Origin of the sequence: Holdemanella sp. MSK.7.32 (assembly GCF_024460475.1) — a bacterium.
Lineage (GTDB): Bacteria > Bacillota_I > Bacilli_A > Erysipelotrichales > Erysipelotrichaceae > Holdemanella.
This window is the reverse complement of the sequence record NZ_JANFYN010000022.1, coordinates 20,875-40,588: the sequence shown is the minus strand read 5'-3', so window position 1 is coordinate 40,588 and position 19,714 is coordinate 20,875. Positions and strand designations below refer to the sequence as shown.

General features: G+C 33.6%; 18 protein-coding genes and 2 tRNA genes. 2 read left to right on the top strand and 18 right to left on the bottom strand.

Annotation, left to right across the window (positions count from 1 at the left end; genetic code table 11):
* Positions 1-152 precede the first annotated feature (152 nt).
* Positions 153-2,021, top strand: a complete 1,869-nt coding sequence (gene ftsH / locus NE544_RS06810; RefSeq protein ID WP_256268796.1) for an ATP-dependent zinc metalloprotease FtsH — start codon at positions 153-155, stop codon at positions 2,019-2,021.
* 14 nt (positions 2,022-2,035) lie between these two features.
* Here the strand turns inward: ftsH and NE544_RS06805 are convergent, their stop codons facing one another.
* The 4 genes from NE544_RS06805 to NE544_RS06790 all read right to left on the bottom strand — a co-directional run bounded on the left by NE544_RS06805 (position 2,036) and on the right by NE544_RS06790 (position 7,419).
* On the bottom strand, positions 2,036-5,239 hold the full coding sequence (locus tag NE544_RS06805) for a PAS domain-containing hybrid sensor histidine kinase/response regulator (RefSeq protein ID WP_256268795.1): 3,204 nt from the start codon (positions 5,237-5,239) through the stop codon (positions 2,036-2,038).
* A gap of 91 nt (positions 5,240-5,330) precedes the next feature.
* Positions 5,331-6,356: a 3-deoxy-7-phosphoheptulonate synthase gene (locus NE544_RS06800; protein WP_256268794.1), complete on the bottom strand. Its 1,026-nt coding sequence runs from the start codon at positions 6,354-6,356 to the stop codon at positions 5,331-5,333.
* A gap of 66 nt (positions 6,357-6,422) precedes the next feature.
* Positions 6,423-6,932: a GNAT family N-acetyltransferase gene (locus NE544_RS06795; protein ID WP_117571336.1), complete on the bottom strand. Its 510-nt coding sequence runs from the start codon at positions 6,930-6,932 to the stop codon at positions 6,423-6,425.
* The gene (locus NE544_RS06790; protein WP_118114926.1) at positions 6,919-7,419 is read right to left on the bottom strand and encodes a nitroreductase family protein; all 501 of its coding nucleotides are present in this window, start codon (positions 7,417-7,419) and stop codon (positions 6,919-6,921) included. The genes NE544_RS06795 and NE544_RS06790 overlap by 14 nt, the downstream gene beginning before the upstream one ends.
* 108 nt (positions 7,420-7,527) lie before the next feature.
* Here NE544_RS06790 and NE544_RS06785 point away from each other — a divergent pair, with 108 nt between their 5' ends.
* Positions 7,528-9,024, top strand: coding sequence for a carboxypeptidase M32 (locus tag NE544_RS06785; RefSeq protein WP_118114927.1), 1,497 nt, complete (start codon positions 7,528-7,530; stop codon positions 9,022-9,024).
* Between the two features lie 38 nt (positions 9,025-9,062).
* Here NE544_RS06785 and NE544_RS06780 read toward each other — a convergent pair whose 3' ends face one another.
* From NE544_RS06780 to NE544_RS06715, 14 genes are all read right to left on the bottom strand, one after another.
* On the bottom strand, positions 9,063-9,302 hold the full coding sequence (locus tag NE544_RS06780) for a hypothetical protein (RefSeq protein WP_256268793.1): 240 nt from the start codon (positions 9,300-9,302) through the stop codon (positions 9,063-9,065).
* 283 nt (positions 9,303-9,585) lie between these two features.
* Positions 9,586-10,485, bottom strand: coding sequence for a ketopantoate reductase family protein (locus NE544_RS06775; protein ID WP_118116572.1), 900 nt, complete (start codon positions 10,483-10,485; stop codon positions 9,586-9,588).
* Positions 10,475-11,059: a VanZ family protein gene (locus tag NE544_RS06770; RefSeq protein ID WP_118116570.1), complete on the bottom strand. Its 585-nt coding sequence runs from the start codon at positions 11,057-11,059 to the stop codon at positions 10,475-10,477. The genes NE544_RS06775 and NE544_RS06770 overlap by 11 nt, the downstream gene beginning before the upstream one ends.
* 53 nt (positions 11,060-11,112) lie before the next feature.
* Positions 11,113-11,523 (bottom strand): gamma-glutamylcyclotransferase family protein, encoded by a 411-nt coding sequence (locus tag NE544_RS06765; protein WP_227992197.1) that lies wholly within the window; start codon positions 11,521-11,523, stop codon positions 11,113-11,115.
* A 36-nt stretch (positions 11,524-11,559) separates the two neighbouring features.
* Complete coding sequence (trxA, locus tag NE544_RS06760) at positions 11,560-11,868, bottom strand: thioredoxin (RefSeq protein ID WP_117926679.1); 309 nt, start codon at positions 11,866-11,868, stop codon at positions 11,560-11,562.
* 28 nt (positions 11,869-11,896) lie between these two features.
* Positions 11,897-12,781, bottom strand: coding sequence for a Cof-type HAD-IIB family hydrolase (locus NE544_RS06755; protein ID WP_256268792.1), 885 nt, complete (start codon positions 12,779-12,781; stop codon positions 11,897-11,899).
* A gap of 2 nt (positions 12,782-12,783) precedes the next feature.
* The gene (purF, locus tag NE544_RS06750) at positions 12,784-14,163 is read right to left on the bottom strand and encodes an amidophosphoribosyltransferase (protein WP_256268791.1); all 1,380 of its coding nucleotides are present in this window, start codon (positions 14,161-14,163) and stop codon (positions 12,784-12,786) included.
* A 61-nt stretch (positions 14,164-14,224) separates the two neighbouring features.
* Entirely contained in the window at positions 14,225-15,331 is a 1,107-nt protein-coding gene (locus NE544_RS06745) for an AI-2E family transporter (protein WP_256268790.1), read from the bottom strand.
* 20 nt (positions 15,332-15,351) lie between these two features.
* Complete coding sequence (locus NE544_RS06740) at positions 15,352-16,071, bottom strand: sugar isomerase domain-containing protein (RefSeq protein ID WP_118116561.1); 720 nt, start codon at positions 16,069-16,071, stop codon at positions 15,352-15,354.
* A 92-nt stretch (positions 16,072-16,163) separates the two neighbouring features.
* Positions 16,164-16,239: transfer RNA gene (locus NE544_RS06735), tRNA-Thr, on the bottom strand.
* Between the two features lie 10 nt (positions 16,240-16,249).
* Positions 16,250-16,335 (bottom strand) — tRNA-Leu (locus tag NE544_RS06730).
* Positions 16,336-16,392: 57 nt separating this feature from the next.
* Positions 16,393-17,637, bottom strand: a complete 1,245-nt coding sequence (gene pepT / locus NE544_RS06725) for a peptidase T (protein WP_118116050.1) — start codon at positions 17,635-17,637, stop codon at positions 16,393-16,395.
* Between the two features lie 100 nt (positions 17,638-17,737).
* A complete protein-coding gene (locus NE544_RS06720) occupies positions 17,738-18,721 on the bottom strand; it encodes a hypothetical protein (RefSeq protein WP_256268789.1) in 984 nt (327 codons plus the stop codon).
* Positions 18,722-18,915: 194 nt separating this feature from the next.
* Positions 18,916-19,626, bottom strand: coding sequence for a LytTR family DNA-binding domain-containing protein (locus NE544_RS06715; RefSeq protein ID WP_256268788.1), 711 nt, complete (start codon positions 19,624-19,626; stop codon positions 18,916-18,918).
* Positions 19,627-19,714: the final 88 nt, after the last annotated feature.

Sequence of the window (19,714 nt, the reverse complement as noted above, 5' to 3'; positions counted from 1 at the left end):
GAAAAATCATTGATATTTTTTTGATTTTTACTTGATTTCTATTATCCAATTTTTTCTTTTAAATTATGTGGAATTATGGAATGTGTAGCACTCTGCTTGTGAAAGTGCTAATAAGGTGTATAATGTAATCAATTTCTTAAGGAGGAACACTCATGAACAAACAAAAGAAGCCTTTATACAGATATTACATGATCATATTGATTGTCATTATGACTTTAAACCTTATCGTATTCCCTATGTTTCAACAATCTAAGCTTGAAACAACCAATTACTCCGATTTCTTAAATAAGATTGAAGAAAAGAAGATTGATACCGTTCAAATCGAAAATCACAATATTTTTTACACTTTAAAGAAAGACGCAACAGACAAGACCTATAAAACAGGTGTTATGAATGATTCGGATTTAGTCAATCGATTGGATAAATCTGGAGCTAAGTTTGGACAAGTCTATCAAGAACAAATGAATCCTATTCTATCGAGTTTAATTTCCTTTTTCTTACCATTAATCATTTTCTGGGCATTTGGAGCATGGATGTTTAAACGTATGCAAAAGAAAATGGGCGGAGATGATCAAATGTCATTTTCACAAGGCTCTGGTTTTGGTTTAGGCAATCTAGGAAAGAGCAATGCCAAAGTCTATGTTGGTGAACAAACGGGAAAAACATTCAAAGATGTTGCTGGACAAGAAGAAGCAAAGGAAAATCTACAAGAAATTGTGGACTTCTTAAACAATCCAGCTAAATATAAAGAGATTGGTGCCAAAATGCCAAAAGGAGCCTTGTTAGTAGGTCCTCCAGGAACTGGTAAAACATTACTTGCCAAAGCCGTAGCTGGTGAGGCTGGCGTTCCCTTCTTCTCGATTTCAGGTAGTGAATTCGTAGAAATGTTTGTCGGTAGAGGAGCTGCCAAAGTACGTGACCTATTTAAACAAGCTCGTGAAAAAGCACCTTGTATTGTATTTATTGATGAAATTGATACCATTGGTAAAAAACGTGATGGCGCAGGCATGAATGGTAATGATGAGCGTGAACAAACATTGAACCAGTTACTTGCCGAAATGGATGGATTTGATGGATCCAAAGGTGTTGTATTACTTGCCGCTACAAACCGTCCTGACTCATTAGATCCTGCTTTAACGCGTCCTGGTCGATTTGACAGAAGAATTCCTGTTGAACTTCCTGATCTTGCCGGTCGTGAAGCCATTCTTAAATTACATGCCAAAGATATCAAATGCTCTAACAACATTGACTTTAACGTAATCGCTAGAGCTAGTGCAGGTGCCAGTGGTGCCGAACTTGCCAACATCATTAATGAAGGAGCTTTATTAGCGGTTCGTGACCATCGTAAAACCGTAGTTCAAAAAGACTTAGAAGAAGCCATTGAAATCGTTATTGCCGGTGAACAAAAGAAGGGTGCAGTGATTTCAAATCGAGAACGAATGATTGTTTCTTATCACGAAATCGGACATGCTCTAGTCGCTGCCAAATGCAAAAATACGGCTCCCGTTCATAAAATCACAATTATTCCTCGTACAAAAGGGGCTTTGGGATACACTATGCAAGTAGAAGAAAACGAACAAAACTTATTATCAAAAGAAGAAGCTTTCCAAAAAATCATGGTGTATACAGGTGGTCGTTGTGCTGAAGAGTTGATTTTTAATTCCATCACAAGTGGTGCGAGCAACGACATTGAACAAGCCACGAAACTAGCCAGAGCCATGATTACACGATTAGGAATGTCGGATGAATTTGGTATGACAGCTTTAGAAACAGTAAACAACCAATATTTGGGTGGTGATACATCTTTAGCTTGTTCAAATGAAACAGCTACTAAGATCGATGAAGCTACTATCGCATTAATTAAAAAAGCACATGATGAAGCTTATCAAATTCTAGAAGACAACAAAATGAAGTTACATGAACTTGCCAAATTCTTATATGAAAGAGAAACAATTACGGGTGAAGAATTCATGTATATCTTAAATAAGCCAGCTGAAATTTCTACAAAGGAAACATATTAAGAAAAGGATGAAGATTATATCAAATCTTCATCCTTTTTACATTGTTTTAAAGCATTGATTAGCTTTGTTTCATCCAAAGGCTTAGCTAGATGCATATTCATTCCCGCTATCTTACTATTAAGCATATCTTCTACAAACGCATTGGCACTCATCGCAATGATTGGAACTGTCTTTGCGTCTTGGCGTTTTAATGAACGAATCTTTCTTGTCGCATCTAAACCATTTAATTTTGGCATCATGATATCCATAAGAATAAAATCAAATTCATTTACTTCACTCTTTTCAAATAAATCGATTACTTCTTGACCATCTTTTGCACATACAACCTGAATACCATTACGTTCTAACATATATTCAACGATTTCCATATTCAAATCATTATCTTCTGCCACAAGCACACATAAACCTTCTAACGAAATTTGTTGATTCCTATTATTTTTGTTTTCAATTGATCTTCCTAACTTAAAAGGAATCTGAATCGAAACCAAAGTTCCAATCCCCTTTTCACTTTCCAATTGAATATTTCCATGCATATACTCCACAAGCTTTTTGGCAATAGGTAAGCCAAGACCTGTACCTTGATATGTGGATCTACTAGAACTATCTTCTTGCGCAAATAAATCAAAAGCATGTTGAATAAAATCTTGACTCATTCCGATACCATTATCTTTACATCTAAATTCTAAAAGCGATGTCGAATCATCTAAACATTTCTCATTCATCCATACATGAATTTCTCCATTTTCTGGTGTAAATTTAACGGCATTTTGTACAACTATCGATAATATTCGTGAAAGATATATTGGAAATCCCCTAAAACTTGAATGACTCAATTGACCTTCATACCAATCCAAAACATATTGAATATTCTTTTCTTGTGCCAATTGTTGTGCATCAATATTCATGTTTCCTAATAATTTAGTAATATCAAAATCAACTTCTTCCTCTGTGAAATGATCACTTTCTAAATCATTCATATCCAAAACATCATTGACTAAAGAAATCAAATAATTTAACGACTGATGAATCTTATTTCGAGTAATTTTTTGTAACTCTAAATCCTTTGGATTTTGATCTGCAATATGAAGCATACCCGCAATACCATTTAATGGCGTACGCATATCATGAGACATACTCTGTAAGAATCGAGTTTTTATTTTTGCCTCACGCTTTGCCTGTTCTGCTTCAAAGAATAAATTTAATTCTTTACGCTTTGTTTCACTAATTATACGAATTGTCGCAATGGCTTGAATCGCTTTTCCGTTCGCATTTCTTTTGGAAACAATAATACGCAATTTATGCCAGTTGCCATCCGCCATTCGATATTCCGCTAAAACATCCTCTTCTTTTTCAAGTTGTGAAGTTAATGTTTCTATATTCGCAAATTGATGAATGATATTTCGATATTCCGGTGCAACATCCTGTTCACATACATCAAACATTTTTTCAGATGCACACCCCGTTTTAGGAATAATGTCACTTCCGGAAATTCTTTCATATGTATCTGTTTCAAAATCAACTTTATAAATTGAACTATAACTTTTCGCAATTGTAGAAATCGTTTCATCACTCCTCTTTATTTCCTCTAAAGCATTCTGTAACCTTTTCTGCGTTGCTTTTTCTTTTTTGATAATATCATCAATATAACGAAAACCCAATAATACGTGACACGACTCTTCATCTTCACTCACCTTAACAACTTTCGTTTCAAAATATTGATGATTCTGTGCATTTGGATAAGTACGATAATTCTGTGTAAGACTCACTTGTGTTTTCAACAAAGAATTTAAATTATCACGAGAAAACCACCATAAAAACTCAGGTTGCTCCTCCTTAGGAATATAACGCATCGCATATTGATAAGCATATTCATAAAAATCTTTATACCCTGAACAACTTCTTATTAATTCACTCGCATTGGTTTCATCCTGAATATGAACAGGTTCAAATTTGCCACTGTTAACTTCCAAATAATAAATAGCCGTAAAGTCAGAGCTTAGACTTTCTAGAATTTGTTTTTCTTCTTCTAACCGGTCATTTCTTTCTTTTTCATGCTCAACAATGTCATTCACCAATTTAAAGCCCAACACAAAATCATCTGTTTCTTCAGATATTTGGGCAAAACAAGCCTGGAAATAATCTATTTTTCCATTAAATTTTCTTTGAAAAACAACCGGATATACTTTTTCTGTCTTGATCCGTTCACGAACAACACGATAATCCACATTTCTTAAAAAATCTTCTCGATCTTCTTCACAAACATATTCTGAAGCATATTTCTCCATGCTCTTTTGATAATTATTTGTTTTGGCAAACTTTTCAATTGCATCTTGTGCAATATGATCACCTTTTTTCGTCTGTTGATACAACTCTACCGTTAAATCATGATTGATCACCCATACCGTGACATATTCATGACTCAAACCAGAAATAAAACGCTGTTGAAGAAGGTTTTTTTCTTTATGTTTGTGAATATCAATAAGAAATCCACAAACACTTACTATTTTTCCTTTTTCATTTAAAACAGGCTTTCCAATCGCACGATACCAACGATATTGTTTGTCTTTATTCTGAAGACGATACTCTACCTCATATGTTGCGGTTGAATCCCTCGTATCATGAATGTTTTTAAACTCTTCTTTAACAACATCAATATCTTGAGGATGCATATGATTCCAAAGCATAGAAAACGAAATGTGCGTCTCACCTTTAAATCCATAAAGCATCTCAGATAGACTCTCACTACCTATAAACTCTACTGGCCTTTCATTATCATCAAACCGAATGCGAAAACGAGCCTCACCAAGCTCTCCATATAGCGCATCTTCACTATCTTCGTTTGTATATACCCATATAGAAGTATTCTCATCATTATCTGAATACCGATCAATTTTCAGACGAATCAAGGTACCATCCTTTTTACGATACGTAACATTCACTTGATTTCCAGAAGATAAAATATTATATACATAATCATAGTCCAAGACTCGATCAATCACTTCTTGATAATCACAAGCTACATAATGATCTCGATATAATTGCATCGCATCTGAATAGGAACCTTTTGTGTCTTTGGCAAAAGCACGAAATGCTTCTGGAGCTAAAATATCACGAAAAGTATCTGTACTTCGATCTAAAATATAAACCGCTGCATATTTAGGTGCTATTAATCGCAAAAAATTTTCGGCATCTCTTTTTTCTTGAAGAAGTTGATTCATAGTATGACCTCCTCATATTGACATTTTCATTATAAATGACTATTTAATTTTTGCCTATTTTAAAATAAAAAAGAAGCAACATTTGCTTCTCTTAATCACATAAGTCATATAAATCTAAAATCAATTGTTCTGTCTTATCCCAACCAAGACAAGGATCTGTGATTGACTTTCCATACACATTACCATCTGTTGGTTGATTTCCATCCTCTAAATAACTCTCAATCATCAAACCCTTCACCAGCTTTTTGATATCTTCCGATTTACTTCTAGAATGCATAACATCCTTGGCAATACGAATCTGTTCTAGATATTGTTTATTTGAATTCGAGTGATTACAATCTACAATACAAGCCGGATTCTTTAAATCTGACTTTTCATATAAATGAATCAACTCCATCAAATCTTCATAGTGATAATTCGCATGCGCATGATTGAACTTATCCACATATCCTCTTAATATCGCATGAGCTAGTGGATTTCCATCTGTCTGCACTTCCCAGCCACGATATACAAATCTTTGATCAGCTTGAGCAGCTACAATAGAATTCATCATGACTGTAAGATCTCCACCTGTCGGATTCTTCATTCCCGCAGGAATTCCTACACCACTAGCCACAATACGATGTTGTTGATTTTCCACACTTCTTGCACCGATGGCAACATATCCTAATAAATCCGATAAATACGCATGATTTTCTGGATACAACATCTCTTCTGCACAAGTAAATCCAGTTTGTGTAACAACATCTGTATGTAATTTACGAATCGCAATGATTCCCTTCAACATATCCTCTTTGGAATGTGGATCTGGCTGATGCAACATCCCCTTATATCCAACACCCTTTGTACGTGGTTTGTTTGTGTAGACACGTGGAATCATAAAAATCTTATCTTTAACTTTTTCTTGTAATACAGCCAAACGATTCATATAGTCTAAAACCGCATCTTCGCGATCCGCACTACAAGGACCGATAATTAAAATTAAACGATCATCTTTTCCAGTAAAAATATCTTCAATTTCTTGATCTCTTTGTTTCTTAATTTTTTGCACCTTATAAGGCAAAGGAAATTCCTTCTTTAAATCTTCTGGAGTTGGTAACTCCTGTATCTTCTTCATATCCATATTCAACATCCCTCTTTAATCACCCTTTGACAATATCATATTCTTGCATATTTTTCAAAATCAGATACGATTTAATCGATATTCCAAGATGTAATCATCCATGATAAAGCCATTTCCTATATCTGTCTGTACAGAATCAATCCATTGAAAACCAAACTTCTCATATACAGCTAGACTATGTTTATTATATTTGTTGCAAGTCAAATAAATAGATGGGTAACAATACTTTTCTGCCTGCTTCTTTACATACTCAAACATTTCAGATGCATAGTGCTTTCCTCTAGCTGAATCCTTTAAATACAGTTTAGACAAGAATAAACGATCTGGCTGATTCTGCAAACCAATATATCCAACTAGCTCATCACCTTCATATACCTTATGATAATGATACTGCTGATGTTTGACTTGGTCTTGCATGGCATCAAAACTCTGAAACTGTTCTACCATATAATCAATTTGTGCTTCTGAAATGATTCCAGGAAAAAATTCATGCCAAATCTTTTCGGCAAGAATAGCTACTTCTTTTAAATCGTCCTCATTCTTACATTCTACAATATTAATACTTTTCATAATGCACCTTCGAACTATCAAATTTATCTTTTACAGCCTCTTCTTGATCTATATATCCAAATGAAATCATCCACATTGGAACAATTCCTTTTGGCAATTTAAAATATTGGTTTAAAGCCAAATAACGCTCTTCATTCGGATACACACCCAGCCAGCATGAACCAATTCCCAAGCTTTTCGCTTCAATCAACATATTCTCTGTAGCCGCTGCCAAATCTTGTTGACAATAATCCAAACTATCATTCTTATTTTTATCCGCACAAACAACCATTCCCATAGCTGCATCTTTTAGAAAAGATGCATAGGGTGTCATTTGACTTAAATCCTTTAATGTACCTTTGTTTTGAACGACAATAAATTGCCAAGGTTGACTATTTCTAGCACTAGGTGCACTAAATGCAGCCTTTAAAATTAAATCAATCTCTTCTTTCTTTAATGATTCTTGTTTATATTTTCTTACACTCGTACGATTAAAAATTGCGTCCATACTCTTTACTCCTTTTTTCTGTATTATATCACCATTTTGAAAATTCGCTTTCATTATATAATGACTATTCTTTTCTTTGTGTTACAATACAAGCAGGAGGATTTAACCATGTTAAAATTTGAACCATTCTATCAAGAATACGAAAGAACATTAGATGCCTTCTCATTGGCATTCTCAACAATCTATTTTGAACAAATGACAATTGCACCAAAAAAAGGAATTCCTTATTCAAATGAAATGTTGTCTAGACTATCTAAACAAGCATTCATCATTGAAAATGATCCAGAAACCATTCAAAAGATCAAGGAATACGCAAAAACATTGCCAGAAGGAAGTTTGGAAAAGAAAGAAGTCGATTATCGCCTTGAAGCCTTAGCTCAATCTGAAAACATTCCAAGTGATGTATATGCTAACTATGTCAAAGTCAAAGCCGATAGTGAACTTGCTTGGCATGAAGCTAAAGAAGCAGATAACTATGAACACTTCAAACCTCATTTACAAGCCATCATGAAAGAGACTTTACACCTTTTAGAATATGACCCTAAGTTTAATGGAAATAATGCGTATGATGTATTATTGGATCGTTATGAAAAAGGAATGACACAAGAAAAATATGATGCATTCTTTAATAATGTTAAGGAAAAATTAGTTCCATTGATTCATGAAATCCAAAACAAACCACAAATCAATGATGACTTACTTCATGAAACTTATGCAGTGGATCGCCAAGAAAAATTTATGGATGTTATTTGTGACTTCATGAAAGTAGATTTTGGGAAAGTATACCTTTCAACAACAGAACACCCATTCACTGATTTCTTCTCAAGCAACGACGCTCGTATCACAACACACTATTATCCAGACCAATTTTTGAGTGCTATCCTTTCAACTGTACACGAATATGGACACGCTCTTTATGGACTACAAATGGATCCTGCATTTGAAGGAACCATGCTAACACAAGCTGTTGGTTCGGCTGCGCACGAATCGCAATCTCGTTTCTTAGAAAACCACGTTGGTAGAAGTCATGCATTCTGGCAAGCAAACTATAATCAATTAGTAAATTTATTCCCAGAATTTAAAGATGTGTCTGTTGACGAGTTAGTCAGCATGATCAATAAAACTGAATGTGCTTTGATTCGTACAGAAGCGGATGAATTAACATACCCATTACACATTATGGTTCGTTATGAAATCGAAAAAGAAATTGCAAAAGGCAATGTAGACTATGATAAGTTACCAGAACTATGGGCTGATAAATACGAAGAATATTTAGGTGTTCGTCCTGCAAACTATAAAGAAGGTGTCTTACAAGATATGCACTGGTCTACGGGCTATTTAGGATACTTCCCAACATACGCATTGGGTAGTGCTTATGCTGCACAATTGTATGCAACCATGGAAAAACAATTTGATGTAGAAGAAGCCCTGCTAACAAATCATTTTGAAAAGATTACAGACTGGTTAAAAGAAAATGTACACCATTATGCCGCAAGTAAATCTATGGCTGAAATCGTAGAAGAAGTAAGTGGTGAACCATTCAATCCAGACTATTACACAGATTATTTAATCAAAAAATACAAGAAATTATACAATCTAGACTAAGAAGAAGTGAGTAACATCACTTCTTTTTCATTCATTTATTATTCCTTTGAAAAATCCGACAAATCAATGGCCGAAGAAACATCTCCACGTTTAAAATTACTTACCGCACGATCCATATCTGCCAAGGTTCTAGATGAAATGCTCTTTGACACTGACAATTCCCGAGGTTCGAGAATAATACAACCATTTCCATATTCTTTAACATTGTAATATTGATAAGTCGCTCCTCTAAGAGTAATTCTTTTTTTGTTATCCAAATACGCAACATAATCCTTCATTATCAACACCTCCAATTCAAACATCAACATAAGCATTCCCATCTTTTATTATTAAAATATGCAATATTCTATTCTCTGTCAATCTTCTTTTACTTGTTCATTATCATTAAGAAGGATTGTATGCAAAAATAAGAAAACAAATTCATTTATTGATTAGTATGGGTAGAATGGTTAAAAAAAACTGATTAAACAGAATGAAAGAAGAAGGTCAAATCAGTCAACATGGTAAAGGTAAAAAGACATTCTATATACTAAATGAAAAGAAGTGATTATTCACTTCTCTTTATTTATACTCAAACAAACCATCATTCTTTTCTTCCATAGCCTTGATGATATGATATACAAATTCATTATAAGGCGTTGGAATATTCAGTTCTTTTCCCATCTTCATTATTGCTCCCGAAAACATATCAATTTCCGTATGCCTTTTGGCATCCAAATCCTGCAGTGTAGAATATCTGGCCGTTTTAGGCACTGCACTGCCTCGTGTAGCACTTGGATCAGCCTTTGACATATCAATACCTTTAGCTTTTGCGATAGCCTCTAATTCATCCTTTAATCCAGACTGTATAGCTTTCGCATGATCACTATCCGAGTAACATCCAACTCCAGCGCCAAGAATAGCTTGAGGTAAATTTTTCGTTACATTTAAGCGAAACTTACTCCATATTTCTTCCTGAATATATGAAGTCATTCGATAATGTAAATCACTTTGACTCAACAATTCATCGATTTCCTCATTTTTTTCAAGCACAATTCCAATCGTTGTTTCTGGATCAAATACATATCCATTACCTTCTTTATGACTTGCAACTTTAATCAATGAATACACCATATGCTGCATACCAATCTGATTTCCAATAATTTGTTCACTATCCACACCATTCATTAAAGACATGACTAAAGTATGTTCATCTACAATTTGTTTAATATCTTCTAAAGCATCTGGCAACGCATTGTATTTTAAACATACAATAAGAAGATCTACTCCATGCGCTTCTTCAGGCGTTAATACTTCAGGATGATACATGATATTGTTGATTAAACAACCATTCTTTTTTAATCTTTCATACCGCTCATCTTTTGCGATGACACTTAATTGTATATCGCACTTTGATAAACCGTAGATACAATATGAACCAACCGCGCCAGCACCTAATATCGCTACAGATTTAATTGTCATGTACTTCACTCTTTTCTTTTAAATGAACATGGTACTTTTCTTTTACATAAATTCCCAACAAGATTCCAACTACATATAGAGAAATATCCCCTAAATCAAATACGCCTCTATGAAAGATCAACTGCATAAATTCACACAGAAAACCAATGAATACAGAAACAATGAAGTTTTCTTTATTTGATGAAATAAGCAGTCCATTCACCCATGGCATAAACATAAAATATCCAATATTAAATGCGAATACGATCCACTCTGTCCAAGAACCATAATAGATTTCTCTAAGACATGCAAATGGATTCAATTGAATAATGCTGATACCTTGATCATAGCGAATCAATAGGGCAATAATTAAAAACAAATAATACACAAAGAAAAACATCGCTCGATGTTTTACATTCCAATTTTTTGTAAAAAACATCAACGCATCATATATAACGACCAATTCAATGCACCATACGACAAATTGAATTGGATACCATCCCATGCCAAAAATTTCCATTAAAACAGCTGTGACGTAGTAATGAATGAACAAGGATAAAACTAAACTTAAAATTAAGTATCTCCAATTTTTCATTTTAAAGTCCCCTTATTTTCTTTCTATTATGCCACACCAAGCTTTAAAATTCATTAAAAATCTAAAATTGAAGAATCCCAACCCATATCCTTATATCCTTGTTTACAACGTTCCATATACGAATCGCTTGGTTTACATATTGGAAAACGATCATACATTTGGTAGATAAAACCAGTGATTGTTTCATTGTTTTCTAATAATACCTTTTCTTCAAAACAATCATATAAGTATGGATAGTCTTCATATTCATCTAAACTCTTCTTATCCTTTTCACTCACATCCCATACAGCTACTCGCACAAAATTTCCTTGTTTCTTATCTACTGTAAGATAAGCTCGTCCAGGATTTCCACGATATGTAAGTGTATAGTTTTCAAGTCTTGCCAAAGATACAAACTTCGCATCTTTACATCGTTGCTTCATTTCTTCTTTGTTTAAATTACTTCCATATGCGATATAATACATATTTTCCCCCTAAAGAAAATAGGATGACGAATCATCCTATAGTTTACTTTCAATATTTTGCATCAACATTGCCTCAGGCATATATCCTGAGAATGCTGCAGCTTGTTGTCCTTTTTTAAATAGAATCATTGTTGGAACAGACATAATACCAAATCTTTGAGCTAAATCTGGACTTTCATCCACATCCACCTTTACGATTTTTACTTTTCCATCTAATTTATTTGCGACTGATTCAAGCACTGGTGTCAACATTTTACATGGTCCACACCAAGTTGCGAAGAAGTCGACTAAAACTGCATCTTCATTCATTAATGCGTTAAATTCTTCTGTATTTACAATTTTCATACAAGGTTCCTCCTTATCTGATTCCATTCTATAACAAGCCTTTGCGTAAGTCCATTTCTTTGCCCGCCAACAAAGCATCAATGACTTTTCCAATACCATTATTCATATTGGTGTCCGTAACTACAGTAGCTGCATACTTAGCTTCATCCATCGCATTCCCCATAGCTACACCAATACCTACTTGTTGAAGCATCTTCAAATCGTTTTGTGCATCTCCAAAAGCCATGACCTCATTCATGCTGATTCCAAGCTTATCACAGATTTTCCACAATGCACTCGCCTTATTGACATGTTTTGGCATAATCTCTAGCCAATCTGGACCAATCAACAATACATCATAATCACTTAAAGCTGCTTTAATTCCCTCAAAATTCTTTTCAAAGAATCTAGGAGAATGCACCATAATCACTTTATTGATATCTTGCGTTAAACGAATTTCTTCAAAAGGCAAATCAATAAAATTACGATTTTCTTTGCCATCCTTCAAGCCATAATCATCTGGCTCTCCTAAAATAGCATTTTTGACTTTTTTCTTTACACGATTCAATGAAGATATGTAACTATAAAAATCATATCCACATTGAAAAATTCCTTCGACACCAAATTCCTTACAAACTTTCTGAATCTTAACTCCATCTTCTGCCGTTAATACATCATCCAAATCATATTCTTTATTTTCAAAATCATATACAACTTGTCCGTTTACCAATGCCAAAAAATGATTTCCATTTTCTAATCCCAATGGTTCATATACAAATTTACATCCGTTTTTATCTCGACCCGACGCAATCACAACGTGCATACCTTGTGCCATCGCCTTTTGAATCGAATCAAACGTTCTTGGATCGATTTTTTTTGAACCATCTAAAAGTAAAGTTCCATCTAAATCAAAAGCCAAACACTTTATAGTCATAATTATTTATCCAATTCTTCTTGATATGAGAACAATTTTGTACAATATTCTCCATTAAAACATGCCAAGCATAATCCTACATCATGTGTAGCTTCCTTCATTTCTTCTTCGGTCATAAAACGTAATGTATCCGCATGAATGTAGTCACGAATTTCTTCTACACTCATCTGAGCACCAATCAATTGATCCTTTGTAGAAGTATCTACACCATAGAAACATGGACTCGTGATGACTGGACTAGCGATACGAACATGCACCTCTGTAGCTCCTGCATCCTTCAATAATTGTACAATTCTTCTTGAAGTCGTTCCACGTACAATTGAATCATCAATCATAACAATCGATTTCCCTTTAACCACGCTAGATACAGGGCTCAATTTTAATCGAACGCTGCGATCACGCATTGCTTGTGTAGGTTGAATAAATGTACGTCCTACATAACGGTTTTTAATCAATCCAGTTTCAAATGGAATACCCGCCTCTTCTGCATAACCAATGGCTGCTGATAAAGATGAGTCTGGAACACCAATAACGATATCCGCATGTAAATCTTTATCTTCTCTAGCAAGAATAGATCCTGTAGCCTTACGGAACGCATGTACATTGATACCTTCCACTACACTATCTGGTCTTGCGAAATAAATGTACTCCATTGCGCACATATGGTTATCTGTATTTGTTGAATAAAATTCATGTTTCACAATACCCTTATGGAACTCTACGATTTCTCCTGGTTTTAAATCCACACTTTCATAAATTCCCATAACTTCAAAAGCACATGTTTCACTACTAATTACGTAGCCATCTTTACTTTTGGCATAACTTAAAGGTCTTAAACCATGACGATCACGAACCGCATAAATAGTATCCTCATTCATAACTAAGAAAGAGAATGCACCTTCAATACGATTTGCAGTCTGCATAACACGTTCTTTTAAAGTACCTTTTTGTTTCTGAATCAAGTGAAGAATAATTTCACTATCACTTGTTCCCTGGAAAATAGCCCCTTCATTTTCAAGTTCAATACGAAGCTCTTTTTCGTTAACAATCTGTCCATTATGAACGATAGCTAAACTTCCATTATGTCCCTTTGATACAATTGGCTGAATATTTTCATTTTCCTGACCACCAGCTGTACTATAACGAACATGTCCAACAGCCAATCTTCCGACCATAGAATCTAATTTTTCTTTTTGGAAAACATCTACCGTCAAGCCTTTTCCTTTCTGTAAAGTGATATTTTCGCCATCTGAAACGGCAATACCACTCGCTTCCTGACCCCTGTGTTGCAAGGAATGCAAACCATAATACGTAATACTTGCTGCATTATCTACGCGATATGCACCAAACACACCACACTCTTCATGAATTTCATCAAACATAACTGATCTCCTTTGCCACAACATTATATCATGCATACAAGAAAAAATGGACGACTTTTCATCATCCATTCATTTCTTTTAAGCGTTCTTTTCGATTTAGATATAAAACACCTATTTTATACACACTTGCCATTGTGGGAATCCCTAAAAACATACCTGGAATACCTGCTAAAGAGCCAAAAATCACAACGGTCATCATGACGTAAATTCCGGGAAGTCCCACTGAATTTCCAACGACATGTGGATAGATCACATTACTTTCGATTTGTTGAAGAATACATAAATATAATAAGAACCAAAGAGACATTATTGGACTTACGGTAAATACCATAAACATACCAATTGCTCCACCAATATAAGCTCCAATCATCGGAATAATATTAATAACTCCAACTAATGTTCCAATCATAGCCGGATATGGCATACGTAGTATAATCATACCCAATGTACATAGTGTTCCAAGAATCGTTGCCTCAATACATTGTCCACCAATAAAAGCACTAAACGTTTGATTAATAATATTCAAACACCTATCCATTCTACGCTTCACAGTTTCACTTAGATATAGATTCGTTAAACGGTGATACAACTGAATAAATCTTTCTTTCTCTAATAAAACATAGATTGCGAAGATAAACATCAACACAAAATTAAATACACTATTCACAATAACGGTTACCACATTAAATGTCGTACCCAACACGTTTGTTACACCTGTTGAAATGACATTAATACCGGATTGAATCAAATTTTTCCAGTTGATATCTAAATTATTAATAGATTCCGCAAGCTGTGGATTGTTCTCAAATAAATTCACCAAAAATTTCTGTGTATTCTCAAAATACTTTGGCAACACAGCCACAATCACTCCAATGGCTTCGCTTAATGAAGGAACAACGAGTGTAATTAAGAAATATACAAAAAGAAAAATTAAAATCAAAGAAAGAAGCAGACTTGTTGCACGTTTCCCCTTCTTCATAAAACCTAAGCGCTTTTCAATCTTAGCCATAACTAGATTGATCACAAATGCCATCATAGCTCCAAACACTAAAACTCTACATGCATTCCATAATATAGATACCATAGAAATCAATGTATCCAATTTAATCAATCCGATAATGATGATTGTGATTCCAAATATATATATCCATAAACTTTTTTTCTTCATAGGCACCTCACTCTCTTATTCTAATACATACGCGTATACTTTTTAAATAATTTATCATTTCTTTCTTCCGTACCATCACAGTTTAAAGAAGAAAAAACAGGTACTTCTACATTGTGTTCGATCAAATATTCGGCACATGCCACATTAATACATTGTGCAATGAAAGAATTAGCCATACTTGATGTTGGACAAAGTTTGGCATCCAAGCCATCCATAGATAAAGCGCAATCTCCAACTTCTCCACAATTATCAATGACAATATCTGCAATTTGGTACAAATTCTTTCCACAAGAATGACGAGAAGATTGAGCAGTTGTATGTTTCATACTCGTGATGGCCACTACATGTGCACCACGATTTTTAGCTTCAAGTGCAAGTTCGATTGGATAGGCATTACGCCCAGAATTAGATGCGATCAAAACGACATCACCACATGATACTCCATATAAGTCCACTAAAATTTTGGCATAACCACTAAGTCTTTCAATATGTGAACTCTTTGTCGGATGCTCCGTCATCGTAAGTTCACTTGTCAAAATGGGAACTACAAAAGCTAAACCACCTGCACGAGCATACATCTCTTCAGCCATTGTATGAGAATGGCCACTTCCACTTACGAAAAACTTATGACCTTCCATAAACGCTTGGGCCATTAAGTGACCGGTTTGTTCTAATTTTTCCGATTGTGTTTCTTGAATCTTTTTAATGATATCAAGACCCACTTCAAATACTTCTTTCATATTATTTCTCCTTGATATGCATATTTCTTTACATTCATTATACAACAAGAAGAAAAATAAAAAACAGCCATCAAGGCTGTATATTGTTTAAGTGGTGCCGACTATAGGAATTGAACCCACAACCTACTGATTACAAGTCAGTTGCTCTACCAATTGAGCTAAGTCGGCATAATTTATATGGTGCAGAGAAAGGGATTTGAACCCTCACGCGATCTCTCGCACTGCCGCCTGAAGACAGCGTGTCTGCCATTTCACCATCTCTGCGACTGAGTGTATTATACTAAAAATTCAAACAGTACGCAACCAAAAAATGTGACCTTTTTAACAGTCACATTTCGCATATATATCAATTAGATTCAATAAGATTTCCACATTCTTTTCCATCGACTGAATGGGAACATATTCAAAACGTCCATGCGCATTCTCATATCCCGCCGATAAGTTAGGACAAGGAAGTCCTCTATGAGATAAGGCTGAGCCATCGGTTCCTCCTCTAAATGGTTCTGTTTGAGGTGTTAATCCTACACTTTCAATGGCTTGTTTCAAATATGGAATCATAAATGGTACTTGATCAATCACTTCTTTTAAATTACGATATTGAATTCTTTGTGTAATATTTACAGTACCTTGTCCATACTCTTTATTTAACATATCCACAATCATCTTTAATGTATTGTTTCGAATATCAAACTGTAAACTGTCATGATCACGAACATTGATTTCAATCTTGGCATATTCGCAATCTCCATTAAAACTCACCACATGATAGAAGCCTTCTCTTCCTTGAGTATATTGTGGTTTTTCTAATGCGGGTAATTTATTTAAGAATTCATTTCCAATATCCACCGCATTCTTCATAATGCCCTTTGCGGTAGCTGTATGTACTGAAATACCATGAATCTCAATCGTTGAAAGACTCGCATTAAATGTTTCATCCATATAATAACCCAAATGATCTCCATCTAGTGTATATGCGATTGGCGATTTAAAGCGTTCTAAATCTAAATCTTTAGCTAATCCACTTACTTCTTCATCTGGTGTAAAGGCGACAGAAATAAAATTATGTTTGATTTCTGGATGTTTCACTAAATATTCCAACAACGTCATGACAGCTGCAATACTTGCCTTGTCATCCCCTCCAAGTAGTGTTGTACCATCCGTTAAAATCAAATCCTGACCAATATATTGTTTCAGATTGGGAAATACAGATGGTGACATCACAATATCTTTTTCTTTATTTAAAACAATATCATTTCCATCATAATTTTCTAGTACCCAAGGCTTCACATCTTTACCACTCGCATCTGGAGCTGTATCCATATGTGTCACAAAACCAATGGCTCTACCCGTTTTTACATTTGCTTCAAGTGATCCATATACTACACATGTATCTTTATCATAATATACATTTGTAGCACCAATTTTTTGAAGCTCTTCATAGATAACTTTAGCTAAATCATGCTGACAAGATGTAGTAGGAACACTTGTACTATGTGGATTGGATTCTGTATTGATTCTTGCGTAGCGCATCAATCTCTCTTTTACTGGTTCATAAAACTCCGTCATAAGACTTCTCCTTTTTTGATTATTTTATTCTTTTTCAATGCAGATGAAAAGAAAAAAAGTACCTACGAGGATGTAAGCACCATTATAAGTCTATACTTTTTTATTTCTTATCCATAATAAGACCATTGAAATGTCCATTTTCTTTAAATGAATAAGTTTGAATATATGAAAATTCTTTGAATAGTTTATCAAACTCATCGCATTGTTCTTGTGATTCAAAAACAATTTTGATCACATCTTGTAGTTTAGTTGAACAACCTTGTATACTAAGAACACTATTTTCTTTAATTTTTTCACAGACCACATCAAATAAGCATAGATACAAATTGATTTGTTCATCATATTTAATATTTGAAAAAATATCTGTTGGAAGATTCATCGAAAGTTTTATGTGTTTATTTTCTAATTTACTTTTGTATTCATTTAAAACTACAGACATTGCGATATTATTCGAATAAATCTGATTAAAATTTTCCAATACAATTTTTTCTATTGCATCTATACTTTGTGCATATTCTGCCTGATTTTCTGATTTTTCTATCCTATTTTTTAATGTCGTGATTTCATGCAGCAACGAATGCATAAAATTAAAATTCGATTTATAGTTTCTATCCAACATATCAAATTTTATAGCATTAAATTCATTCTCCATCTTTTCTAATTTCAGTTCTTCTTTAATCTGTAAATTGTGAATAAAACCATATTGAATTAAAAATGAAATGAAGATTAGAATTGTTAAAAAGAAGAAAACATTCAAGAATATTTGATTCTTCTGCAAGATTTCACGATAATCTTTGTAGCATAAAGCAATCCCTAAAAGAAAAATAATCGGAATCAACACAATGTATGTAAACTTGATTGTATTCTTATCATGATAGAACTTTGATAATGTAAATCCTATTGTATACGAAATAATCTGTGTTGTTAAAATCACAATTAAATATGTAGATGAATGTACATCTATTGGCGCACTGACAACATTAAAAATTTCTAAAAGTAGAATCGACACTAATTCTGAAATCGCAAAAATAAAATAGACAAAAATAAAGTAAATCAATTTTTTAGATATTTTACCTTTGTACATATACATGATGTAACATAGATTCAAAAGTAGAATAATCCATCGGCCATAAAATGTCATTCCATTCCGATTTAAATACCACTGAATTAAAACTACTGTTACGTATGTTGGCAAGACAAATTTATTGTTTTTGAATTCACTAAAAGACCTGATAAAAAGTGTTAAAAACAATAAATTTAAAGAGACTGATATTAACATCATAATGATTTAAATAAAGATCTATAATAATTGTCAATAAAGGTCTTTTTATAAAATTTTGACAAAGGAATTTTCTCATTGTTCGATAAGAAAAGATCTCTTTCATCTTTACTAATACCAGAAATATATTTAAGATTTACCACATAACACTTGTAAGGTTGCGCAAAACCATATTCTGTTAATTTTTCAATCCAATATTTCAAAGGATAACTTGTTTTTATTTGTACTCCATTTAAAAAGTGAAGTACAGTTGCACGATTTAAAAATTCAACATAGAGAATCTTATCATAGTGGATTTTATATGGTGCAATTTTAGAATCATAGAACCCCATATATTTTTGAAATGTCGCACCTAGTACATTCTCCATTTCTTCATTAAATATATTTTCATCAATTGGTTTTAAAAAATATCGTTTAGCATCAACAGAATACCCATCAATCAAATACTGTGAGTATTTAGAAGTAATGATGATCATTAATTCCGGATAAACTTTTCTAAGTTTTTTAGAAAATTCAATTCCATTATCATTTCCGATTTCTACATCCAAAAATAATATGTCTACATTAGAAAGGGTATCCAAATTCTCATTTAATTTTAATTCAACACTTATCTTGTAATCGATATTACGTTTATTAAAATAATGGATGCATAACTTTTCAACATCTTTAGAATCTTTTAAATCATCATCAATAATCAATACATTCAACATAACCCTTTCCCCCTAATCTGTATGAATGAACGTGCAGAAAGTTGCTTCAAAAAATTGTTTTCTTTAATTACCCAGTCAATTCTTTATA

What these genes read in the sequence shown, in the direction of transcription:
- NE544_RS06720 (WP_256268789.1), bottom strand. Translation starts at nt 18,721, where the DNA reads ATGTACAAAGGTAAAATATCTAAAAAATTGATTTACTTTATTTTTGTC.
- NE544_RS06740 (WP_118116561.1), bottom strand. Translation starts at nt 16,071, where the DNA reads ATGAAAGAAGTATTTGAAGTGGGTCTTGATATCATTAAAAAGATTCAA.
- NE544_RS06755 (WP_256268792.1), bottom strand. Translation starts at nt 12,781, where the DNA reads ATGACTATAAAGTGTTTGGCTTTTGATTTAGATGGAACTTTACTTTTA.
- NE544_RS06775 (WP_118116572.1), bottom strand. Translation starts at nt 10,485, where the DNA reads ATGACAATTAAATCTGTAGCGATATTAGGTGCTGGCGCGGTTGGTTCA.
- NE544_RS06795 (WP_117571336.1), bottom strand. Translation starts at nt 6,932, where the DNA reads ATGAAAAGTATTAATATTGTAGAATGTAAGAATGAGGACGATTTAAAA.
- NE544_RS06800 (WP_256268794.1), bottom strand. Translation starts at nt 6,356, where the DNA reads ATGAAGAAGATACAGGAGTTACCAACTCCAGAAGATTTAAAGAAGGAA.
- trxA (WP_117926679.1), bottom strand. Translation starts at nt 11,868, where the DNA reads ATGAAAATTGTAAATACAGAAGAATTTAACGCATTAATGAATGAAGAT.
- NE544_RS06785 (WP_118114927.1), top strand. Translation starts at nt 7,528, where the DNA reads ATGTTAAAATTTGAACCATTCTATCAAGAATACGAAAGAACATTAGAT.
- NE544_RS06765 (WP_227992197.1), bottom strand. Translation starts at nt 11,523, where the DNA reads ATGTATTATATCGCATATGGAAGTAATTTAAACAAAGAAGAAATGAAG.
- NE544_RS06770 (WP_118116570.1), bottom strand. Translation starts at nt 11,059, where the DNA reads ATGAAAAATTGGAGATACTTAATTTTAAGTTTAGTTTTATCCTTGTTC.
- NE544_RS06805 (WP_256268795.1), bottom strand. Translation starts at nt 5,239, where the DNA reads ATGAATCAACTTCTTCAAGAAAAAAGAGATGCCGAAAATTTTTTGCGA.
- NE544_RS06745 (WP_256268790.1), bottom strand. Translation starts at nt 15,331, where the DNA reads ATGAAGAAAAAAAGTTTATGGATATATATATTTGGAATCACAATCATC.
- NE544_RS06780 (WP_256268793.1), bottom strand. Translation starts at nt 9,302, where the DNA reads ATGAAGGATTATGTTGCGTATTTGGATAACAAAAAAAGAATTACTCTT.
- ftsH (WP_256268796.1), top strand. Translation starts at nt 153, where the DNA reads ATGAACAAACAAAAGAAGCCTTTATACAGATATTACATGATCATATTG.
- purF (WP_256268791.1), bottom strand. Translation starts at nt 14,163, where the DNA reads ATGTTTGATGAAATTCATGAAGAGTGTGGTGTGTTTGGTGCATATCGC.
- pepT (WP_118116050.1), bottom strand. Translation starts at nt 17,637, where the DNA reads ATGACGGAGTTTTATGAACCAGTAAAAGAGAGATTGATGCGCTACGCA.
- NE544_RS06790 (WP_118114926.1), bottom strand. Translation starts at nt 7,419, where the DNA reads ATGGACGCAATTTTTAATCGTACGAGTGTAAGAAAATATAAACAAGAA.
- NE544_RS06715 (WP_256268788.1), bottom strand. Translation starts at nt 19,626, where the DNA reads ATGTTGAATGTATTGATTATTGATGATGATTTAAAAGATTCTAAAGAT.